Source organism: Halorussus ruber, from assembly GCF_004765785.1.
GTDB lineage: Archaea > Halobacteriota > Halobacteria > Halobacteriales > Haladaptataceae > Halorussus > Halorussus ruber.
This window is the reverse complement of sequence record NZ_SBIT01000019.1, coordinates 47,334-64,778: the sequence shown is the minus strand read 5'-3', so window position 1 is coordinate 64,778 and position 17,445 is coordinate 47,334. Positions and strand designations below refer to the sequence as shown.

18 protein-coding genes and 1 pseudogene are annotated in these 17,445 nt (G+C 53.6%); 14 read left to right on the top strand and 5 right to left on the bottom strand.

The features are described 5' to 3' along the window. Nucleotides 1-307: 307 nt before the first annotated feature. The 10 genes from EPL01_RS20390 (at nucleotide 308) to EPL01_RS20345 (ending at nucleotide 6,582) form a co-directional block, all read left to right on the top strand. Nucleotides 308-697 (top strand): hypothetical protein, encoded by a 390-nt coding sequence (locus EPL01_RS20390; RefSeq protein WP_135827123.1) that lies wholly within the window; start codon nucleotides 308-310, stop codon nucleotides 695-697. 115 nt (nucleotides 698-812) lie between these two features. Then, nucleotides 813-1,043 carry a DUF7557 family protein gene (locus EPL01_RS20385; protein WP_135827122.1) on the top strand — a complete coding sequence of 77 codons (231 nt, stop codon included), beginning with the start codon at nucleotides 813-815 and terminating at the stop codon, nucleotides 1,041-1,043. Between the two features lie 19 nt (nucleotides 1,044-1,062). Next, a complete protein-coding gene (gene mntA / locus EPL01_RS20380; protein ID WP_246045801.1) occupies nucleotides 1,063-1,521 on the top strand; it encodes a type VII toxin-antitoxin system MntA family adenylyltransferase antitoxin in 459 nt (152 codons plus the stop codon). Beyond that, nucleotides 1,522-1,947: a type VII toxin-antitoxin system HepT family RNase toxin gene (gene hepT, locus EPL01_RS20375; protein WP_135827121.1), complete on the top strand. Its 426-nt coding sequence runs from the start codon at nucleotides 1,522-1,524 to the stop codon at nucleotides 1,945-1,947. Nucleotides 1,948-2,123: 176 nt separating this feature from the next. Beyond that, nucleotides 2,124-2,570 carry an SWIM zinc finger family protein gene (locus tag EPL01_RS20370; RefSeq protein ID WP_135827120.1) on the top strand — a complete coding sequence of 149 codons (447 nt, stop codon included), beginning with the start codon at nucleotides 2,124-2,126 and terminating at the stop codon, nucleotides 2,568-2,570. A gap of 80 nt (nucleotides 2,571-2,650) precedes the next feature. Then, nucleotides 2,651-3,088 carry a hypothetical protein gene (locus tag EPL01_RS20365; RefSeq protein ID WP_135827119.1) on the top strand — a complete coding sequence of 146 codons (438 nt, stop codon included), beginning with the start codon at nucleotides 2,651-2,653 and terminating at the stop codon, nucleotides 3,086-3,088. 122 nt (nucleotides 3,089-3,210) lie between these two features. Continuing rightward, nucleotides 3,211-3,426: a DUF8129 domain-containing protein gene (locus EPL01_RS22285; protein WP_135827118.1), complete on the top strand. Its 216-nt coding sequence runs from the start codon at nucleotides 3,211-3,213 to the stop codon at nucleotides 3,424-3,426. A 706-nt stretch (nucleotides 3,427-4,132) separates the two neighbouring features. Then, complete coding sequence (locus tag EPL01_RS20355; RefSeq protein ID WP_135827117.1) at nucleotides 4,133-4,432, top strand: hypothetical protein; 300 nt, start codon at nucleotides 4,133-4,135, stop codon at nucleotides 4,430-4,432. 115 nt (nucleotides 4,433-4,547) lie between these two features. Beyond that, on the top strand, nucleotides 4,548-5,549 hold the full coding sequence (locus EPL01_RS20350) for a DUF6610 family protein (RefSeq protein ID WP_135827116.1): 1,002 nt from the start codon (nucleotides 4,548-4,550) through the stop codon (nucleotides 5,547-5,549). An 82-nt stretch (nucleotides 5,550-5,631) separates the two neighbouring features. Then, the gene (locus tag EPL01_RS20345) at nucleotides 5,632-6,582 is read left to right on the top strand and encodes a M78 family metallopeptidase domain-containing protein (protein WP_135827115.1); all 951 of its coding nucleotides are present in this window, start codon (nucleotides 5,632-5,634) and stop codon (nucleotides 6,580-6,582) included. Between the two features lie 5 nt (nucleotides 6,583-6,587). Here the strand turns inward: EPL01_RS20345 and EPL01_RS20340 are convergent, their stop codons facing one another. The 4 genes from EPL01_RS20340 to EPL01_RS20325 form a co-directional block, all read right to left on the bottom strand. Beyond that, nucleotides 6,588-9,026 (bottom strand): DEAD/DEAH box helicase, encoded by a 2,439-nt coding sequence (locus EPL01_RS20340; RefSeq protein WP_135827114.1) that lies wholly within the window; start codon nucleotides 9,024-9,026, stop codon nucleotides 6,588-6,590. 3 nt (nucleotides 9,027-9,029) lie between these two features. Continuing rightward, nucleotides 9,030-10,466: a ribonuclease H-like domain-containing protein gene (locus EPL01_RS20335; protein WP_135827113.1), complete on the bottom strand. Its 1,437-nt coding sequence runs from the start codon at nucleotides 10,464-10,466 to the stop codon at nucleotides 9,030-9,032. A gap of 93 nt (nucleotides 10,467-10,559) precedes the next feature. Then, nucleotides 10,560-11,399, bottom strand: a complete 840-nt coding sequence (locus EPL01_RS20330; protein ID WP_135827112.1) for a hypothetical protein — start codon at nucleotides 11,397-11,399, stop codon at nucleotides 10,560-10,562. Between the two features lie 311 nt (nucleotides 11,400-11,710). After that, nucleotides 11,711-12,061 carry a DUF8216 family protein gene (locus EPL01_RS20325; RefSeq protein WP_135827111.1) on the bottom strand — a complete coding sequence of 117 codons (351 nt, stop codon included), beginning with the start codon at nucleotides 12,059-12,061 and terminating at the stop codon, nucleotides 11,711-11,713. 256 nt (nucleotides 12,062-12,317) lie between these two features. Here EPL01_RS20325 and EPL01_RS20320 point away from each other — a divergent pair, with 256 nt between their 5' ends. Further along, complete coding sequence (locus tag EPL01_RS20320; RefSeq protein WP_135827110.1) at nucleotides 12,318-12,644, top strand: DUF6788 family protein; 327 nt, start codon at nucleotides 12,318-12,320, stop codon at nucleotides 12,642-12,644. Between the two features lie 790 nt (nucleotides 12,645-13,434). Here the strand turns inward: EPL01_RS20320 and EPL01_RS20315 are convergent. Then, nucleotides 13,435-14,904 (bottom strand): orc1/cdc6 family replication initiation protein, encoded by a 1,470-nt coding sequence (locus EPL01_RS20315; RefSeq protein WP_394346262.1) that lies wholly within the window; start codon nucleotides 14,902-14,904, stop codon nucleotides 13,435-13,437. Between the two features lie 887 nt (nucleotides 14,905-15,791). Here EPL01_RS20315 and EPL01_RS20310 point away from each other — a divergent pair. From EPL01_RS20310 to EPL01_RS20300, 3 genes and pseudogenes are all read left to right on the top strand, one after another. After that, nucleotides 15,792-16,712 carry a ParA family protein gene (locus EPL01_RS20310; protein ID WP_135827109.1) on the top strand — a complete coding sequence of 307 codons (921 nt, stop codon included), beginning with the start codon at nucleotides 15,792-15,794 and terminating at the stop codon, nucleotides 16,710-16,712. Further along, a complete protein-coding gene (locus EPL01_RS20305) occupies nucleotides 16,712-17,125 on the top strand; it encodes a DUF7970 domain-containing protein (protein WP_135827108.1) in 414 nt (137 codons plus the stop codon). Before EPL01_RS20310 ends, EPL01_RS20305 begins: the two co-directional genes overlap by 1 nt. 17 nt (nucleotides 17,126-17,142) lie before the next feature. Continuing rightward, a pseudogene (locus EPL01_RS20300) lies at nucleotides 17,143-17,387 on the top strand (IS6 family transposase); the annotation flags it as partial. Nucleotides 17,388-17,445 lie beyond the last annotated feature (58 nt).

Below are 17,445 nucleotides of genomic sequence, written 5' to 3'. Positions count from 1 at the left end.
TGAGGATGCACGCAGTCGTCCCGTCATTCGTGTGAAATCGCAAGAGGGTCGACTCATTGCCAGCGTAAACATTCGCATTCTGGTACGAGACATCCATCTATTTACAAGTATGGTAGGACTACCCGTACTTGAAACTCAACAAAGAGTTCCTCCACTACGAGAATACTCTATTTCGTCCCCTCGAATAGAGACTCGCCATCGAAACTCGCCGAGGCCGCGCAGAAGTGGATCGAATTGAGACCGGCGATTACGATGTGTTTTTCGACCCCAGAAAGGGTGCGGGGACAACATTCCCTGCCCGAGAACCATGGCAACACTCCAAGCAGCAACAACGTCGGACGGTGTCACCGTCACCGATGCACAGGCAGTTCGAGAACTCTGCGAATCATACTGTTTCGGAACGCTCGAATGGGAGGTTGACGACAACGACCGATTCTCGATTTGGGGCTACGACGCATTCGAGGTCTATGGGCGTCGAGAAAACGGCCTGCCCGACTACGAAGCAGGACAGCGGACCCACGAGTTCCTTCGAGCACTCGCAAGGTACGTTGAGGAGGGCGACGAACTCGATATTCAGACGGCCGGATTCACGAAGTGTCGATTCCCGGTGCTTGCCGCTCGATACGTCGTCCGGCGTGGCGATGTCCTGCGAGCAGACCTCCAGACTCTTGAGCCAATTGAGGATCGAACGGTGTGACGCGTCTTACCGGAATAAACGCGTCACTGAACCCGGTCCAAGAGAGTGTCAGCGGAGGGATTTCGTGGGTGACCCAAATACTGATTCAACTTCGGCGGCAATGTCGTCGACAAGGATGTTGCGCCACGTTCAGCTTGATGACGACCTCTACGAGCGCATCAAAGCAAGTAAACAGGAGGGAGAGTCGTTTAGTGATACCATCGAGCACCTCATCGACAACCGTTCGCTCCGCGACCTTCAGGATGTCTTCGACACCGAGCAAGTGGACGAGATGCGAGACGTGATCAAGATACCAGAGGAAGAAGATGCTTCCGAGGTCCGTGAACTCGGCAAGCGCTTCGACTAATCGGCAACACAACTATATTATGCGGGACGATGAACACGTACGTATGGTGTATACAGACGACTCCGCGGTCGAACGCGTCGAGCTCGACCGACTGCGGTCGTATCTCGACCAACAGCGAGTCGTCTTTGCGATTCTCTTCGGCTCGCACGCACGCGGAACTGCTGGACCAGACTCAGACGTGGACATCGCACTCCGTTTCCCGGAGACATTGGACGCTCGGGAACGATTCCGACTGCGAAACCAAATTGATGCGGACCTCCAGCAGTATGCCGAGGAGTTTGTGGACGTAAGCGATATCGAGCAACTCCCGACCGCCGTCGCACACGCCGCTCTCCAAGACGGTCTCCTGCTAACTGGCGACGAACAGGCCGTCGAGACATACCACGAGCAAATCAAAGACGAGTACGAATCAACGGTCGACGAGCGGAAACGCCAACAGCGTGAATTCATCGACCGATTAGCAAGCGGAGACGCATAGATGGTCAACGAAGACGTGTTCGTTGACAAACTCCGCCACATCAACCAGTACATCGAGGACCTCAAACAGATGCGAGGTCTCTCAAAGGCCGAGTATGTGGACGATATGGTGACCCAGCGAGCAGTCGAGCGGACGTTGATGAACCTCATTCAGGCATGTATCGACCTCGCTCAGCACGTTCGGTCGACAGAGAATCTCTCCCCGAGCGGAACCGCCAAACAGGAGATACAGGCGCTTGGGGAAGCAGACATCATCTCGAGCGAGACGCAGGCGAAGCTCGAAGAAGCAGTCGGGTTTCGAAATATTCTCGCGCATAGATACGGCGACGTCGATCACGACATTGTGTACGACGTACTCCACGATGACTTGCAGTGGTTCACTTGCTTCCAGCAGGAACTCGCTCAGTGGTTCCAACAACTCGATTGAACAACGACCCACCAAGATGCAGATAATAAACAGGTCTCATCCACAAAGAGAGTCGCTCCATGCGTTTCACGACGAGATAGATACGTCGCTTCAATGGACGAGTTAGAGCCGTTCGGTTAGTTTTTCTGCCCCCGAAGGGTGCGGGGCACTCGACTTCTCAGTGCCTCACGACCACAATGACGACACCACTTGCAAGACTCAAGACGACGAGTAGAGTTAGGAAACGCGCCCAGTACGAAGCCCTCGAATTCGAACTCCAGAACGGTGATGTACGTGTTCGAAACGGAAGCTACGCCGACCCGGAGAATCACGAGTACACCGTCCGCATCAAGGACGACCTACCGACCGCGTGTACGTGCCCGGCAGACGCGAAATACAGCGGTGCGTGTAAACACCGTGTCGCGGTCGCGCTCCGCCGACCCATTCTCGACGCCGTCCGCCACCACCAACTCCTCGCCGACGGTGGCAAGACTGTCCAGCCTCCGGGCCACTCCCACGACTACGAGGAGAACTCCGAAGAACAAGCGGAGGCCGACGAGCCAGACTGCGACTGTGCAGACCTCTCCAGCGATTTTCCGTGCTGGGAGTGCTACCGGACCGGGCGACGTGACCTCCCTGAATAACACTCTGCACGTCGAGACGACCCCTTGCGTGTTCTCACGCTGTATCGAAGCACAACGACTCTCAACAGATTCCGAACTCCATGACTTCCCCCGAAAACACCAACGTCGACGCTCCGCTTGCACGACTAACCATCGCAGTTACGAACACCAACCTTCCAGAAGACGAAGCCGAACAGCAGGCCCTCAGTGAATTACTCGAGGCGGCTGTTGGAACTGTCCTCAACGAGACGCTCGGTAACTCCACAGTAGACATCAGGGCTATTCTCGGGAACACGTACACCTCGGTCAGTCCTATCTGTCCAGCGTGCGATAGCGCGCTCACGCTCAACGGTATCCATCTCGGCGAGGGTGCAAATGCGTACGCGGTCGCTCGATGTTCGGCCGACTGTGGCTGGACCGGTGACGGCGTGTTCAAACTCGTCGATCTCGATAGAAGCGTCGGCGATCACTCCGAAAGCGAGGTCCTCGCTGGAGGGATTCGGCCGGAGCGCCAGCGGTACACCGACCGCGACTGCTAGTCCGGTCGCGCTCTTTCATCCGCACCTCGAAACACGTCTCATGTAGTCTTCCGGCGTGGAGTCCAAAAAATCGCTCTCGGTTGTTTTTTCGTCGCCTCCGACAGGAGCGGAGGCGACAACAAGTGAGCAATGTCAGAGACGACGAATCGAACGGACTCTCACCAGAACAACGACTTGAGCCGCGAAACATCCGGCTCATCGACCCAAGCATTGCGACGATAGACGACATGGACACGCTCCGTGCCTGTGTCGCCTACGAGAATACTCACCAGAATCGTATCCAAATCCTTCGACGGCTCAAGCGACGTGCAGAAGAAATTCGTGCAGAGCAGGCGTAACGGTAGTTGGCGATACGATTTCTTTATTCAATTTATAGCCCGTAATTGATTCAGTGGTTTTGCTCAATGCGTGGTGCGAATCTATCAATTCAAGCGGCTTGATTGCGCCTCACTTCTGCCCCAAACCACGCCCACAATACGAGCGATACCAACCCAACGCCAAGGAATCCAAGTTCGAGCAGTCGGGGACTTGAATTCCGACGGTATCTCCGAATACTACCAAAATGCTCGCGCTCGTCAATAGCGCAAACGTCTTGTATAGTTTCTGGGTTCTCGTCCAATCAGAATGCCGGATCCAGAAGTTGTAGAGAGCGATAGGGAGCGTTGTGAGAAGGCCCAGCGTGAGGAGACGCCAAAGGTTTACCATAACCGTCTTCATCCGTGCTACGACATGAACAGCAAATAACCGTTCTGGCAGGTCAATACACGCTCTAGACCTTGTTTAGACGCACCGCAGTGCGACTAACCCAGACTGAGTACGGAATCGAGAATGTACTGGACATGCCCTCACCCGGCCACCCATTCTAAGACGACTGTCTTCATCTGCGCGTTTCATCCCGCGTCTAAACAAGGCCCACGCTCTATATTGAGCGGAGGTTACACGGACCGTTCTGAATAAAGAAATAGTGTTACCAACTACTGGTAACACTCCGTCTCGCGGAAAACGTTGTTTTTTGAGCCTCGAACGGGCGGAGGCTCGAAGAACATGAGTAATCGACCAGAGATAGAGATTCGGCACCAGACCGCGTTTGGAGACGACGGCCGACTCGAAGTCGTCGAAGAAAGCGTCGAGACATCCCTCGAAGATTTCGGCGCTGAGGTCGACCACCGTGAGCGTGATTCCAAGCTGGACCGGCCGGAAGCAGACCAGTTCGGCGTCGACGACCGCCCCGAAGTAGCGCGCTCGGCCGAGAGTGACCAGTCAACCCTGTTTGCCGATACCGCTGACGACCAACGGACGCTTACAGGCGAGGAGGCGGCCACTCGGTGTCTCTTTGAGGAGTAACCAACAGTAGGGAGAGTTCTACTGGCGCTGTTGGTTAATATTGGCGTCTGCGACTAGTTTTTCTGCCCCCGAGGGGTGCGGGGCGACCACTCCCGCATCTTCGAGGTAATCCGAGATGGCGCTCTCAGCACGTCCGACCAGTCGCATCGCAACTGAAATTACAACTGCCCGGCAAGCCGACCACGTAGCGTTCCTTCACCGCGTTCCCTTCGCGCTTGATGCATTCCGACTCGGTTTTCTCACAGGCTTTCGCGAAGACTGTACCTACCAACAGCACCAGTACACAGACTTGGAACTACCAGTCGGGATGCTCGACAACGACTTTCGCAATCCCGACCTTGATCGATACGTCGAGCGCTTTTTCGAGTACGAACCGCAGGTCGGGGTAATCGGTGACGCCTACGACGTCAACGAGGTCGGTGAATACGTTACCGCCGCACGCGAAATCCAGGGAAGTTACCCAGATGCAGATCTCGTGATCGTTCCGAAGTGCCGTGCCGCGATTCGCGCGGTCCCCGATGATCTCATCGTCGGGTACTCCCGCGGCTACGCTGATCGACTTGCCCATGAATTCTCCGACCCCGTGGACTGGCGTGGCCGTCGCGTCCATATTCTCGGTGGGAGCCCGCCCAAGCAACTCGGCGTAATCGACCAGCTTACTCGTCCGACGCTGACGGATAACCCACCGGCCGATATCGTCGGCCTTGACTGGAACGGTATCCATCGCGGGGCGCAGTTCGGCGAGTTCTGGACGCCCGACGGGTGGGACGACAGCGGTCGCAACGCCGACCATGTGACGATTCGCAAGACCGTGCGCCACGGCCTCGCCCGGATTCGTGAGTTCTGGCAGGCACAGGGCGTCTGGCCCGAGTCGACACCCCAAGAGGACGGGCGCAAAATCGCGTATCAGGGTCCGTCACCGGACGATATCGAGAGCGCAGCGTGCACCGAGTGTGGCACAAACGTGTGGACAACCGAGCGCGGTCCCTACGTCGCAGAGTACGACACGGGAGAGATCTGTGGCTACTGCAGCTACGACTGCTACTTTTCGCACCGCCATCGGAACAATCTTGAGGAACTTGCTGGTGAGCAGAGCGTCTACCTCCCGCCGGCCTGACGCCACGAGTGTTTTTTGCGCCCTGAGGGGTGCGGCGCGTCCTACTCCGACGCAGTCGCCGTGAACACGATTTACTGAAATTATGACTACGACTAGTGACTCGTCGGTCTCGTTCGAGGAGACCGACGCCCGACGCGACGAGATGCACAGTACCATCGAAGCGTGGATCGACGACCTCGTCGACCACGTCGACGATGCGCAGGCCAGCGAGGAGTTCCAAGACTGGCTGGACGTCCAGAGTCGCTTCCACGACTATTCCCATCGGAACACGCTTCTCATTAAGCTCCAGTATCCCGAAGCGACGAAGGTCGCAGGCTACAACACGTGGCGGAATGAGTTCGACCGGCACGTCCAGGAAGGCGAACAGGCCATCTGGATCTGGACACCGATCATCACCAACCGATGTCCCGAGTGCGAGAATTCGCCGAGCTACCACGAGCAGATCGGTTGTGAGTACGACGAGACGCCGCCGGAGGAGTGGTCGAAAGGGCTTGTCGGCTTCAAGCCAACGGCGGTCTTCGATGTGTCTCAGACCGAAGGTGAACCGCTTCCCGAACTGGAGACCGAGGCAACTGGCGACGCTGACGACCTCGTGCCTGCACTCAAGAATGCAGCCGCTGATATCGGCGTGACAGTTCGTATCGTCAATGCTGACGAGTGGGAGCATGGCGACGCAACGGGCGTCTGCAAATACCGGAATCAACGTGATCTCCAACCAGTCGTCGAGGCGAAAGCCCGCTCGAATCAGGCCGATCTCGTTGTCACGCTGATTCACGAGTACGCCCACGCACTCCTCCACTCAGACATCACCGACGAAACCGAACGGGCGAAACGCGAGGTCGAAGCAGAAGCCGTCGCGTACATTGTTGGCCGGTACTGTGGGCTTGACACGAGTGGGTCGGCGTTCTACCTCGCTGCGTGGCAGGGCGATGATCCAGCGTCGATCCAAAATCGGCTTGACCGGATTAGCAACACGGCAAAAGAGATCATCAAGATGATTGACGGGTCGACCAGCGAACCAGACGAGACGTGATCCGCTCAAGTATCTGCTTTCTCAACTTGCTCAAGGGCGGCCCGGAGTAGACTAACTGCGGCCAGTCTGTGTAGCGGTTCGTTCTGATTTCCACATTGACTACTCATCAAACAAGATGGACATCCCACATCGCGGCCACAGTCACAGCCATCAATGCGCTCGAGGGTACGCTGAGCGACTGTCTCGAAGTTCTCGTAGACGCTGTGTGAGAACCCGACACCGCCCTCAACTGCATCGTGAATGAACCAAACTGGTGTCCCTACTTCGTGATGGCGAAGTGTCGACAGTCCGCCCATGTCGCTGTTGTCTAGCCGGAGTTCCAACGGTGCCATCTTGATCATTCCGTGTTCGCCACCGTGGAGCCCTCCAACAAGGGTGTACTCTTTTTCACCCATAGGGGTGGGTCCTGCGCCCTCACTAGGCTGGATATAGGAGCTCTGGGGGACCTCTCTCAAAACCCGGTTGATGATTTGTTGGGGGAACGAAATCCACATGAGCTGTGTCCGTATCGAAATGGAGTCCAGGTCGATGGGAACCATCGGTTCGACAATCTCTCCGGAATGCATATCGATGACGTTGTATGCGCTGTAATCGATATGCACTGTTCCCATTCCTGCACAGAGTTGATATCCATCTCCAAGGTCGTACGACCGTTCAACCTCTAGGTCAGTAATCTGTTTGTCGTGTATCGCCTGGGTGTAATTCGTTGAATTCGAGCGTTCTACCGTGACGTACGGATTGGGCCGATCCTCGACAACGTCCTGCACTTCGTATTGGACCCCATCATACAGCACCAACGCACCGGGATGGTATTCTCGGTACACGCGCTCTTTGTCCAAGGGTTCCATGTCGATCTCTCCATCTACCTGTCTCACATCGTACTGTTCGTCACTAGTCGCGTACAGCGAAATGTCACTCTGGGGTCGAGCAGTCCCATTATACTGTGCGCCGCGGTTCAAATCACCGACCATCTGTCCCGCAGCGTGCCACATCCCAATCGCTTTCTCAAGCCGCTCTCTTGGTCCGAACCACTTAGTGTCCTCTTCGGTAAGCGGGCGTTCAGATGCCGCACAGAGAACGTGCTTCGCGTACACCGGATTATTTGAGAGGTCGATTACAGCATCCTCCACGTTATCCTCAAGCACGTAGTCGGGGTTGTTCAGTATGTACTGGTCAATTGCATCGGATTGCGGAACGAATACTGACAGCGAGTCGGTATTCCCCCGGCCTGCACGTCCGATGCGCTGCCAGAATGATTGCCTCGTTCCGGGATATCCAGCTAGCACCGTTGCATCCATTGACCCAATATCGATTCCCAATTCGAGTGCACTAGTTGAGATTACACCGTCAACCTGTCCGGCGTTCAGCTGGTTCTCAACCGCGCGTCGCTTCTTTTTGCTGAGTCCTGCATGATATGGTTCGACGTCGATGTACTTTCCATCGGGATGTTTCCGTGAGGCTTCGATGGCTCGTTTAACGCCAATCTCAGTTCCTTGGCGGGAATCAGTAAACATCAGCGTCTGAATATCGTTCTTTGCGAGATGTACAAGGGTACCTGCAGCCTCATCATCAGCATTTCGCCGCATCGAAGGAAGAACCTCGTCCTCGTCTAATCCGCTAACGACCTCATCGTCTGTCTCCTGTATCGGCGGTTGCCAGAATCCTATCTCACGGCGGCCGTGCGGACTTCCGTCTTCGTCGATTACCTGGAACTCTGCACCGGTCAGATTCTCCGAATGCTCTCGAGGATTCCCTATCGTAGCGGTCGAACAAACCAACTGTGGGTCGGAGTCGTAATGGTCAAGAAGTCGGCGGAGTCGCCGGATGACCCACGCGACATGCATCCCGTGAACACCTGTGTAGGTATGGCATTCGTCGATGGCCATGAGTTCACAGTTCCGGAAGGCATCACGCCACTTCATGTGGGAGTCAAGGTACTGATTGATCCCTGCGAAGTTCGAGATAATCACGTCTACTCGGTCCCTGATGAGCTTCTTCCGGTCCTGCTTCGTGTCACCATCGTAGGTTTCGGCCCGAGCGTCGATATCGAACTTATTGAGCAAGTCGTTGACCGCTTTTTCCTGATCGGCGCTCAGTGCTTTCGTCGGATACAGGAACAATGCCCTGGCATTTGGGTTCCGCATTTTTTGGAGGCAATAATAGAGCGTGTAGACCCAGGTTTTCCCAGACGCGGTGGAGGTTGCGACGGTGACATTGTTGCCGTCTTTCAGCTCCTGTATTGCCTTAGCCTGATGAGTATAGAGGTCGTTATCAAGGTGTTCTGCGAGTTCGGATGGTAAGACATTCTCGGCTGGAACGGTGTCTGCTGGTCGTGGCGGGTCCGCGATTGTGTTGGCGAGTTGTTCCTCGTAATCTGGGAAGGTTTCTTCGAGGGTATCGGTATTCAGTACGGCATCGAGCGATGGGGTTGGGTTCTGGGTCATGGATTAGAAATCACTCAGGGTTCCTTGTGACGTGGAGTCTGCCATTGACGAGCGAGAACTCCCACTAGTCGTCATTCGATTGGTCGATTCCTTGATTCGGTTGTAGATGTGCGCTAAGGCTCGAACATCGTCCTCACAGTATTTTTTGTGTCGCTCCCAATCTAGCTCAGTTGCCGGACAGGGGTTTTCAGCATACCGCTGGAACAGTCGGGCGACTTCAGCCCCAGTCAGGCCAGTATCGAGTGGTTCCCATCCGAGAGCCTGAGCGACATCATCCAATTTATTTGTTAATCCGGGGAGGGTAGCGTTGTTCTTGTTGACTGCCCAGTCGTAGAGGTCGAACCGATACGTATTCTCCCAGAGATCGAGATATCTGGGGCAGTAGTCTGCGATATGTTCGTTGATGACTGGGAAGTCAAAGTTCCAGCCGTTGTAAGCCACGACTGGACGGCCACGCCCAAATTCGGCAAGCCACGAGAGAAACGCCTCAAGGGCCACCTCTGGCTGTGATGGGTCCGTCTCGATAAACGGCATATATCGGCCTTCCTCACCCGGGAGTAGAACGCCGATGAGCCAGACAATCGTGGGATTGAGGCCATCCGTCTCAATGTCGATGAAGATTGGGTCACCATCGGGGAGGCTTGCATTCGGGGCTTTCCGTATCTCTCCCTGCTCAATCACTTGTGCGGATTCGATCATCGTCTGGGCAGTTGATTGACCAAGCCCAGACAAATTCGAGATCTCGTGAACTGACGCTGTCGAGAGGCCCTGTCTCGACTCAATACCGGCCTTATTCAACGTCTCCGCCCGTGATTCACCAACTTGGTCGACGGCTCGGAGTCCAAATTTACTCAGCTTTCTGGTTTTTCCGCCGACAATGCCGTCTGCCTGTAGTTCGAAGTGTGCGACACTAGTATGAGTGGTCCCTTGCTGTTCATTAGCTCCAGGCATGACGCCTTGGACATCAACGCCATGCCATTCAGCACGGTAGTCTGGATTTGCTTCGATGGTTAAGTGAGTGAACTCACCCAACGCATCGTTTTCAACAAGGGGTGTACGGTATTGTTCGAGACCTTCGAGATTCGCATCTAGATTCACCAAATCGATGGAAACAGCGAGGAGATCGGACAGAAGATACGTATCTGAGCACCCGTATTCTCGGTGTTTCTGTTTATTTGCAATAACTTTCTTGAGATCGGTGGGGGTTGATATCCAAACCAACCTGACGCCATTGTTTTCTATTAGTTCGAGTGGACGGCCAAGTTGGAGCGGTTGGGTCATCACCTCCACTGAGTTACCAATTTGCTGCTTGAGGAAAGGCTCGTGGACCTGTGACGGAGTGAAGATGATATCGGAGTCAAAATAGCGAACGATATCTTGGAGCTGTTGACCTTGACACCGTTGCATCGTGACCTCCGGCAGGACAGTTAGCCCAATCATGAGTCTCCACCGATGCTATTCTTTCCAGCAATTAGAAGCGGTTCTTGGGTCGACTGCGTCTGTTGTTTCTTGTTTGCGTTGTGCATGAAGCTTTCACCCTCGGTTTTCTCCCTGCGCTAGTGCTAAGTCACAATCCGTTCGGAACCGACAACTGGCACATTGCTTCCAGTGACCTGCACCGGAGGGTTCGCCGTTGTCGCGCCAGAAGGCTACATAGTCTCGTAGTTGCTTACCACGCTGGGTATCTCGTTCGTATTCGAGTGGGTGTTGGCGGATATTTGGATGGAGTGTTGAGTTCTCGTCAAGTTGAACGGTGATATTGTCGCCGTCCTCGGCTGCAAGTAGCATTTGGGCTCTGCTCACTTCCACCGCATTGAATTTGGACTGTGGATATTTGAGATAGCGGATGGAGAGTTCCGAGACGTCGAATCCAATCCGATCAAGTAAGTTCCCGTGACACCACAAGAGAAATTGCTCATTCGGAAAGAGTTGGTCAAGGTAGCGTTCTTTAGTCACACCTCGAACAAGCGTCAACTGGGTCGGGAGGCCTTCTGCAAACCGAATAAAGGTCGGCCGCCCAACCAAGAGCATATTAACGATCTCGTGAGCGAACGGTGGATACAACAAGGAAACGTCCCCTTCTTGTATATCTGACCAGACCTCGGCTAAGCCGTAGTCATCATCGGTAGCCCCCGTTGTTTTGACCAGTTTGCTGTGTTGTGCCTGTGCACGAACAAGTCGTTCTGGAAGGCTTTCTTCATCTGGGACTTCAGCACATGCAAATTGTGCTTTCTGCTCGCAGTAGTGTTGAGTCTCCAGCGTACTGAGCGGGACGATTCGCTCTATATCATCATCAGATAACCTCTCGAAGAGATCTAACTGGTGACCAGCAATCTCGTTGGTTTGCCTCGACTGTTCCTGTTCGCCAGCCATACAATCGGATACTCACGCAATACCCATAGGGTTCGTGATTTTTCCAAATCGGCCGCCGTCCCCGAATTTAGGTAAAATATACAACTATTCATTTAAGTACCCTCACTTCACCTCCACCAATTGTACTCCGTGGAAAATCCGCAATAACGATGAATTTGAACCTCCCGCACGCCACCTAAATTAAAGCTAATATTAGGATTATGGTGCTCTATAGTTTTATCTCTACATTTCCTTGAGGGCGGAACGAGAAACGGATGGAGATGTATTGGATCAACTCATAACGGTAGTCCATCTTGGACGGCACTCATACATTACCACTTATCGCGTATCATTAAACCCACCGAGACGAGGAATAATAGGACTAGGAGCTTGCCGAGATCGGCAAACAGCGATGGAATCAGATCTGGCATGATTCCAGGTACTCCAAACCAAATTAGGACCCCACATCCTACGAATCCGATCGTGTATTGAGTATTCCAGTACTTGGCGGAAGTGTAGATGCCGAGGAGAAATAGTCCAGTCATTCCAAGATATACGATACCCGCTGTATGTGCATCGTAAACTACCTTTGTTCCTCCAACGAGTGCTAGAACCACAATAGAGGGAACCGCAATAACTTCGATTGCTCTTGAAATTCCGTCGGTAAGGGAGGGCGCAGCCATATAGTCAAACGATTGATTTGAAATACAAATAATTTTCCTGTCTATTCCGCTTTTAAATACCGTCAATACGTGGAATCCAAAACACCGCTTCACGACCTTGCGGGGATTTCTTTTATTCAGAGAGGTACGAGAACTTGTGTGTTAGCTAACTCCGATGAAGCCGACAATATCTGGACGCGAAAGTTGCAGTGACGAGTTCGTTGTTAACCAACATTCCTAAGACGCCAGCGGTAGTGTTGGTTAACACACTTAAAGTATGTCCTACGAGCCACCAACACCTCCAGCTGAACTTCCCACCGACATCGTCAACACCCTCAACGATTCTTCGCCTGAGCTTCTTCGTCACGTCGCCAGTTATGCCGAGGACCTTGCTGAATACCGTGAGCGTGAAGCTCGTCTTGCCGAGAAAGAGGAAGAAAATGAAATCGAAGAACGGCCGGACGATCTCCCAGATGACGTCCCGTCGAAGGCGACGATTACGATCAAGGAGATTAACGGCAATCGCTACTACTATTGGCAATGGCGGGACGGAGACAAAATCCGTTCACAGTACAAAGGCCCCGTCAATCCAGACGAGGAGTGAACTGGTATTCGGCAATTAGTTATCGGTGCGGATAGCAGTCCTACACCCCGTTTTCGAGCTGTGATGAGGAAAGGAGTAGAAACGTCGATGTGTAACGTGAACCCTCTCCCCCCGTTATCGATGTGTAAACGGTCAAGGGTGGAAGCAAAGAAGACAGTATAGATGACGTTGCGGGAAGGAGAAAGCCGCAGTAACGGTTATGAGACGATGGAATAGGGAAGACTAGCGAATCAGTTGAGAATCAGATGCAGGACGTTAAGTGTTCGTTCGGTCGGTCGAGGACGTTCTCCCTCACTTCCACGAGAGTTCTAGTGCGGCTTTGGTTTATGTTGTAGCGATAAAAAACCTCCCTTTCTAATAAGTATTCTAATAACTAAGCGGGTTCGCCTGTTTGACGGTCTCTATCGGCGTCCTACACCGTTTTTCGGCCTCTGAGTACTATCTGTTGCTCGACCCTCTCCCTCCTTTGAAGCATTTACACATCGATAACGGGGGGAGGGGGTTCGGCTTACACATCGATAGCTTTCGTCTCCACCGATAACTGCTTATCTCGACGTCTTGAGGAGAATTTCTTTTCTTGATCATATACCGACACATACCTCTGTTGGCTTGTCATCAAAGTGTACACGACACTTCGTCACTACCAACTATGACTTACACATCGATGACGGGGGGTGCCCGTAAGTTACACTTCGACAACGGGGGGTCACAGCTCCTAATACACATCGATGACGGGGGGTCTGAGGTTAGTATCAACGCCTGATTCCGACGATTCGCGCAAATCACCTTCTCAGTCAAGAAAATCGTTGACCTGCGCGTTAACGACACTCTTCAACAAGTCGTCCTCGATACTCGTGAGGCGGGAATCGTGAGTGAGATGGTCGATCATCGCCTCGGTATTCTTCCCGAACTGGAACTCCATATGCATCCCACGACCTCGACCACGGCCACGTCGCTCACTAACAATAAGTCCGTAGGCTTCCAGTTCCTTCACGTACTTCACATACGTCTCACGCGTCATCTGATCAGCATCGATACTCTCGGTCAACCACTTGTACACCTCGTACCCGACTGGACTTGGGACTGAGTCCAGCGATGAGTGAGAATAGTAGTGGACCGCGGCAGTCGCGTACAGACAGAGCTTCTTTTGCGTGGACAATCCTTCGATCAGTTTCTGCGTTCGGTCCACATCGATTTCGCTCTGAGCCTCACGAACGTGTTCTTCCGTAACTTGGTCGTGGCCATACTTATCAGCGAGCTCGCCAGCCTTCCGGATGAGGTCGATGGCTTTCCGTGCGTCTCCGTGACTTTGTGCAGCGAACGCGGCTCCGAGCGGGATGACGTCTTCAGTTAATGCGCCATCTCGGAAGGCATCGCGACGGTGTTTGAGGATGCTGCGGAGTTGATTCGCGTCGTAGTCCGGGAAGGTGACATCATCAGGGTTGAACGACGACTCTGCTCTGCCATCGATGTTCTTCATGAACTGTGGGTCGTTCGTGAGCGCGGCGACCGAGACTTGACCGTCGATCTCACCCTCGACGCTCGCCCGTGACAACTGGTAGAGAATACGGGAGTACGCTGGCTCATCACGGTCGCGACGCCCCTTGAGATAGTCAATCTCGTCGAGAACGAATAGAGCGACTTCGTAGTGAGTACTCACGAGTTCGTACAGTCGGTTGAACTTCTGCTTGGTGGATACCCCCGTTGGTGGGACACCAGGATCAACGTCCACGTCGTCAGCCACCGTCGTTACAAACTCGTACGCAGCACGGTCCAGCGTATCGACCGCCTGGCAGTTAAGACGAATGACGCCAAAGCTGATGTCACGCGTGACGCACAGCTCGTTGATTTGTTCGGCGACGGCGTTGATGATCAGGGACTTCCCAGTTCCAGACGGACCATAGAGAAGCATATTCGGCGGCCGATGGCCGTTCAGAACGGGGCGGAGAAACGAGATAATTTGATTGAGTTGCTCATCACGGCCGACGATGCGATCGGCGTCAATAATGGTGTTCGGATCGACGAGCCGTGGATTGGCGAAGACAGAGACATTGGTGTCGTTTTCCTCTTGCTCCTCGATCATCTCACGAATAGTCTGAGACTCCGTCTCCCCGTCATCAAGACCCGTCCCACTATCTGTTTGCTGGTCAGCTATGGGCGCGTCTGTCTGCTGGTCGGATTCCACGTTTGTACCGCGTTCCTCCGTATCAGATGTGGCGGGCTTGTCCTCTGGGTTTTGTCCCCCATCAGAGCGGCGCATATCCCCTATGATATACTCCACTCATAAAAGCCTTCACCATCGTCGGAGTCTAAATAACAGCTTCTCCACCCTAACCCCTGTGAAAGCCGAAAAAATAGCGAGTAGACACTATAGCGTTAACGAAGTGTATACAACTTCGACTTTCCCAGCCACCCCCCGTCATCGATGTGTAAACTCGACCTTATCGCTGATAGCCAGGTCGAGACTCCGGAGAAGACCAGCGTACACGTGATATATAAAATCGCTACCGTTTGTCTAAGTGGTACAAATTGTGAAATTGGTATCGATTGTGCCCCGGTAGTAGGTGTGGTATTGCTAGCGTGAACGAGACTGCCTTCGGCGAGCTACTGAAAGGTTACTCAACTGATCGAGAGACTAGAAACGATACAATTTGTGCCATTTGTACAAATTGTACAATCGAGGGCGGATTTCACCGATCTAATCGGTGGAATAGCCAAACTAAGTACTCACTACCGATTGCACCATTTGCACGAGTTGTAGAATTGGCACCGATTGTACAAAAAGGGGCTAATTGTATAATCGGCTGTAAATAGGACTACAGCTTGGTGCGGTCGTTGGCCATTATACAATTTACAAATTAGAAAAACGGTACCGATTGTACAATGGATGGTTACTCTATAATCGATAGGTGATGATGCTCTACCAATAAACTCACCTCACGGTACAAACGCTACAATCGCTACACATTGTACAATCGGTCCAACTTTCAGAACCGTTATCTGTTGTACAATCGGTGGAAATCTTTATACAGTCTGCGTGAGCGGATTAGCCTACAAGCGTCGGACTCGTCGCACTCGGTATCGTTTGTACAAACGCCACCAATTGTACAATCGGTATCGTGTGCGCCGATTCCAGAACACTCCCCCATGACACAGAATAACCCCCCAGGGGTTCTCGAACCCTACGAGAGTATCGGCCCGGAACCGCGCGCTGTCGCCGTCAACCTGCTCAAGGGTGGGTCCGGAAAGACCACGACGGCGATCAATCTCGCCCGTGAGCTCGCTCACCGGAACGAGCAGGCGCTTATCGTCGATCTTGATGACAACGGCCACATGACGCTGAACCTCGGCCACGAGGACATCTACGCGAGCGCCGACGACGAGGAAGACAACCACGCGAAGGACGTTATCGTCGATGGCGACGACCCCCGAGAACACATTGTCTCGGTTGCAGAGGGCCTCGACCTCTTCCCTGCTCATGAGGACCTCGAAACCGTTCAAAGCGCGCTCAAGGAAGCGACGATGGGGACGACGAGACTGAAAAAGAACATCGTGGACCGACTTCTCGGCGACGAGTACGACTACATCGTCGTGGACTGCCCGGCGAATCGTGGGAAACTGAACGACAACGCGATGTACGCGACCGGAAATATTATCCTTCCACTTCGCCCGGAGAATGGCTACGAGAGCGGACTGACCAATACAATGAACCGACTCGTCAAAGAAGCACGCGAATACTTCGACCTAAACATCCTCGCCGTTGTTCCGACAGATCTTCGCGCGCGCATAGACTACGACACACGGGATCGAAGTCTCCTGGAGGAGCTGAACAATCTCGGAAACGCAGATGCGATCATCCCGAACTTCGCCCGTATTACCGATGAAGACTGGCAGGCCATTGACGCCGATGATTACGACGGCCCCCTCCCCGGAATTCGACACCGTGGTGCTATCGACAAAGCCCACGACGTCGGTAAACCACTCCGCGACCACGACCCAGAGTGTGACCAGCTTCCATACTACGCGGAACTCGCCGCAATCGTCGAAGCCGGAGAGGTGATTCGATAATGGGCTTTGAGGATTTAGATGAAGCTGCTGGCGAGCAATCGAAGGACAAGGATGAGGATTCAACGGCTGAGACGACGACCTCCGAAACAACGACTGAAATCGACTCCGAGACGACCACCGGTCACGAACAAGAGTCGGAGCAAACTGACCCCTACGAGGAGCCTGCGTTTCCGTTCGTGCAAGGCGATATGCAGATGAACATCTACGCCCGTAAAGAAACCCGTGAAGCCCAAGAGGAAACCCAGAAGTTCGAGGTAGACCGGATCCTCCACGAACACGGCGTGAAGAACGTAGCTGGCCGCGAACACCATGACGCAATCTTCCGGATGGCTGCCGACCATCCCGAACTCTGGGCCCGCTACATCATGGAGGCCCGCGGCCTCGACATACCAGACGATCTTAATAAGGGGTAATCTTCTGGACGAAACCTGTCCGCATCAACGGTGAATGATCTTGGGTGTACGCTGCAATCAACCTCGAAACGAAGGTGCTGCTTGATGCCTCCATGTTTGGTCGTCGAGGCACCGATCCGGCGGCTGCGCTCCTCCACGGTCTCACCCAGAAACACGATTGTTCACAAGCAGTGTTTTCTGGTCGATGGCTATGGGTATCTAATTACTCTCTCGATCAGGGCTGAGCGGTCGGCTTGACTACACCGACCGATACCACATCGAAAACTGTCCCGTTTCGAGGTGATAAAGTCACCGAGCAAGCGACTCAACAGATTCAGTCG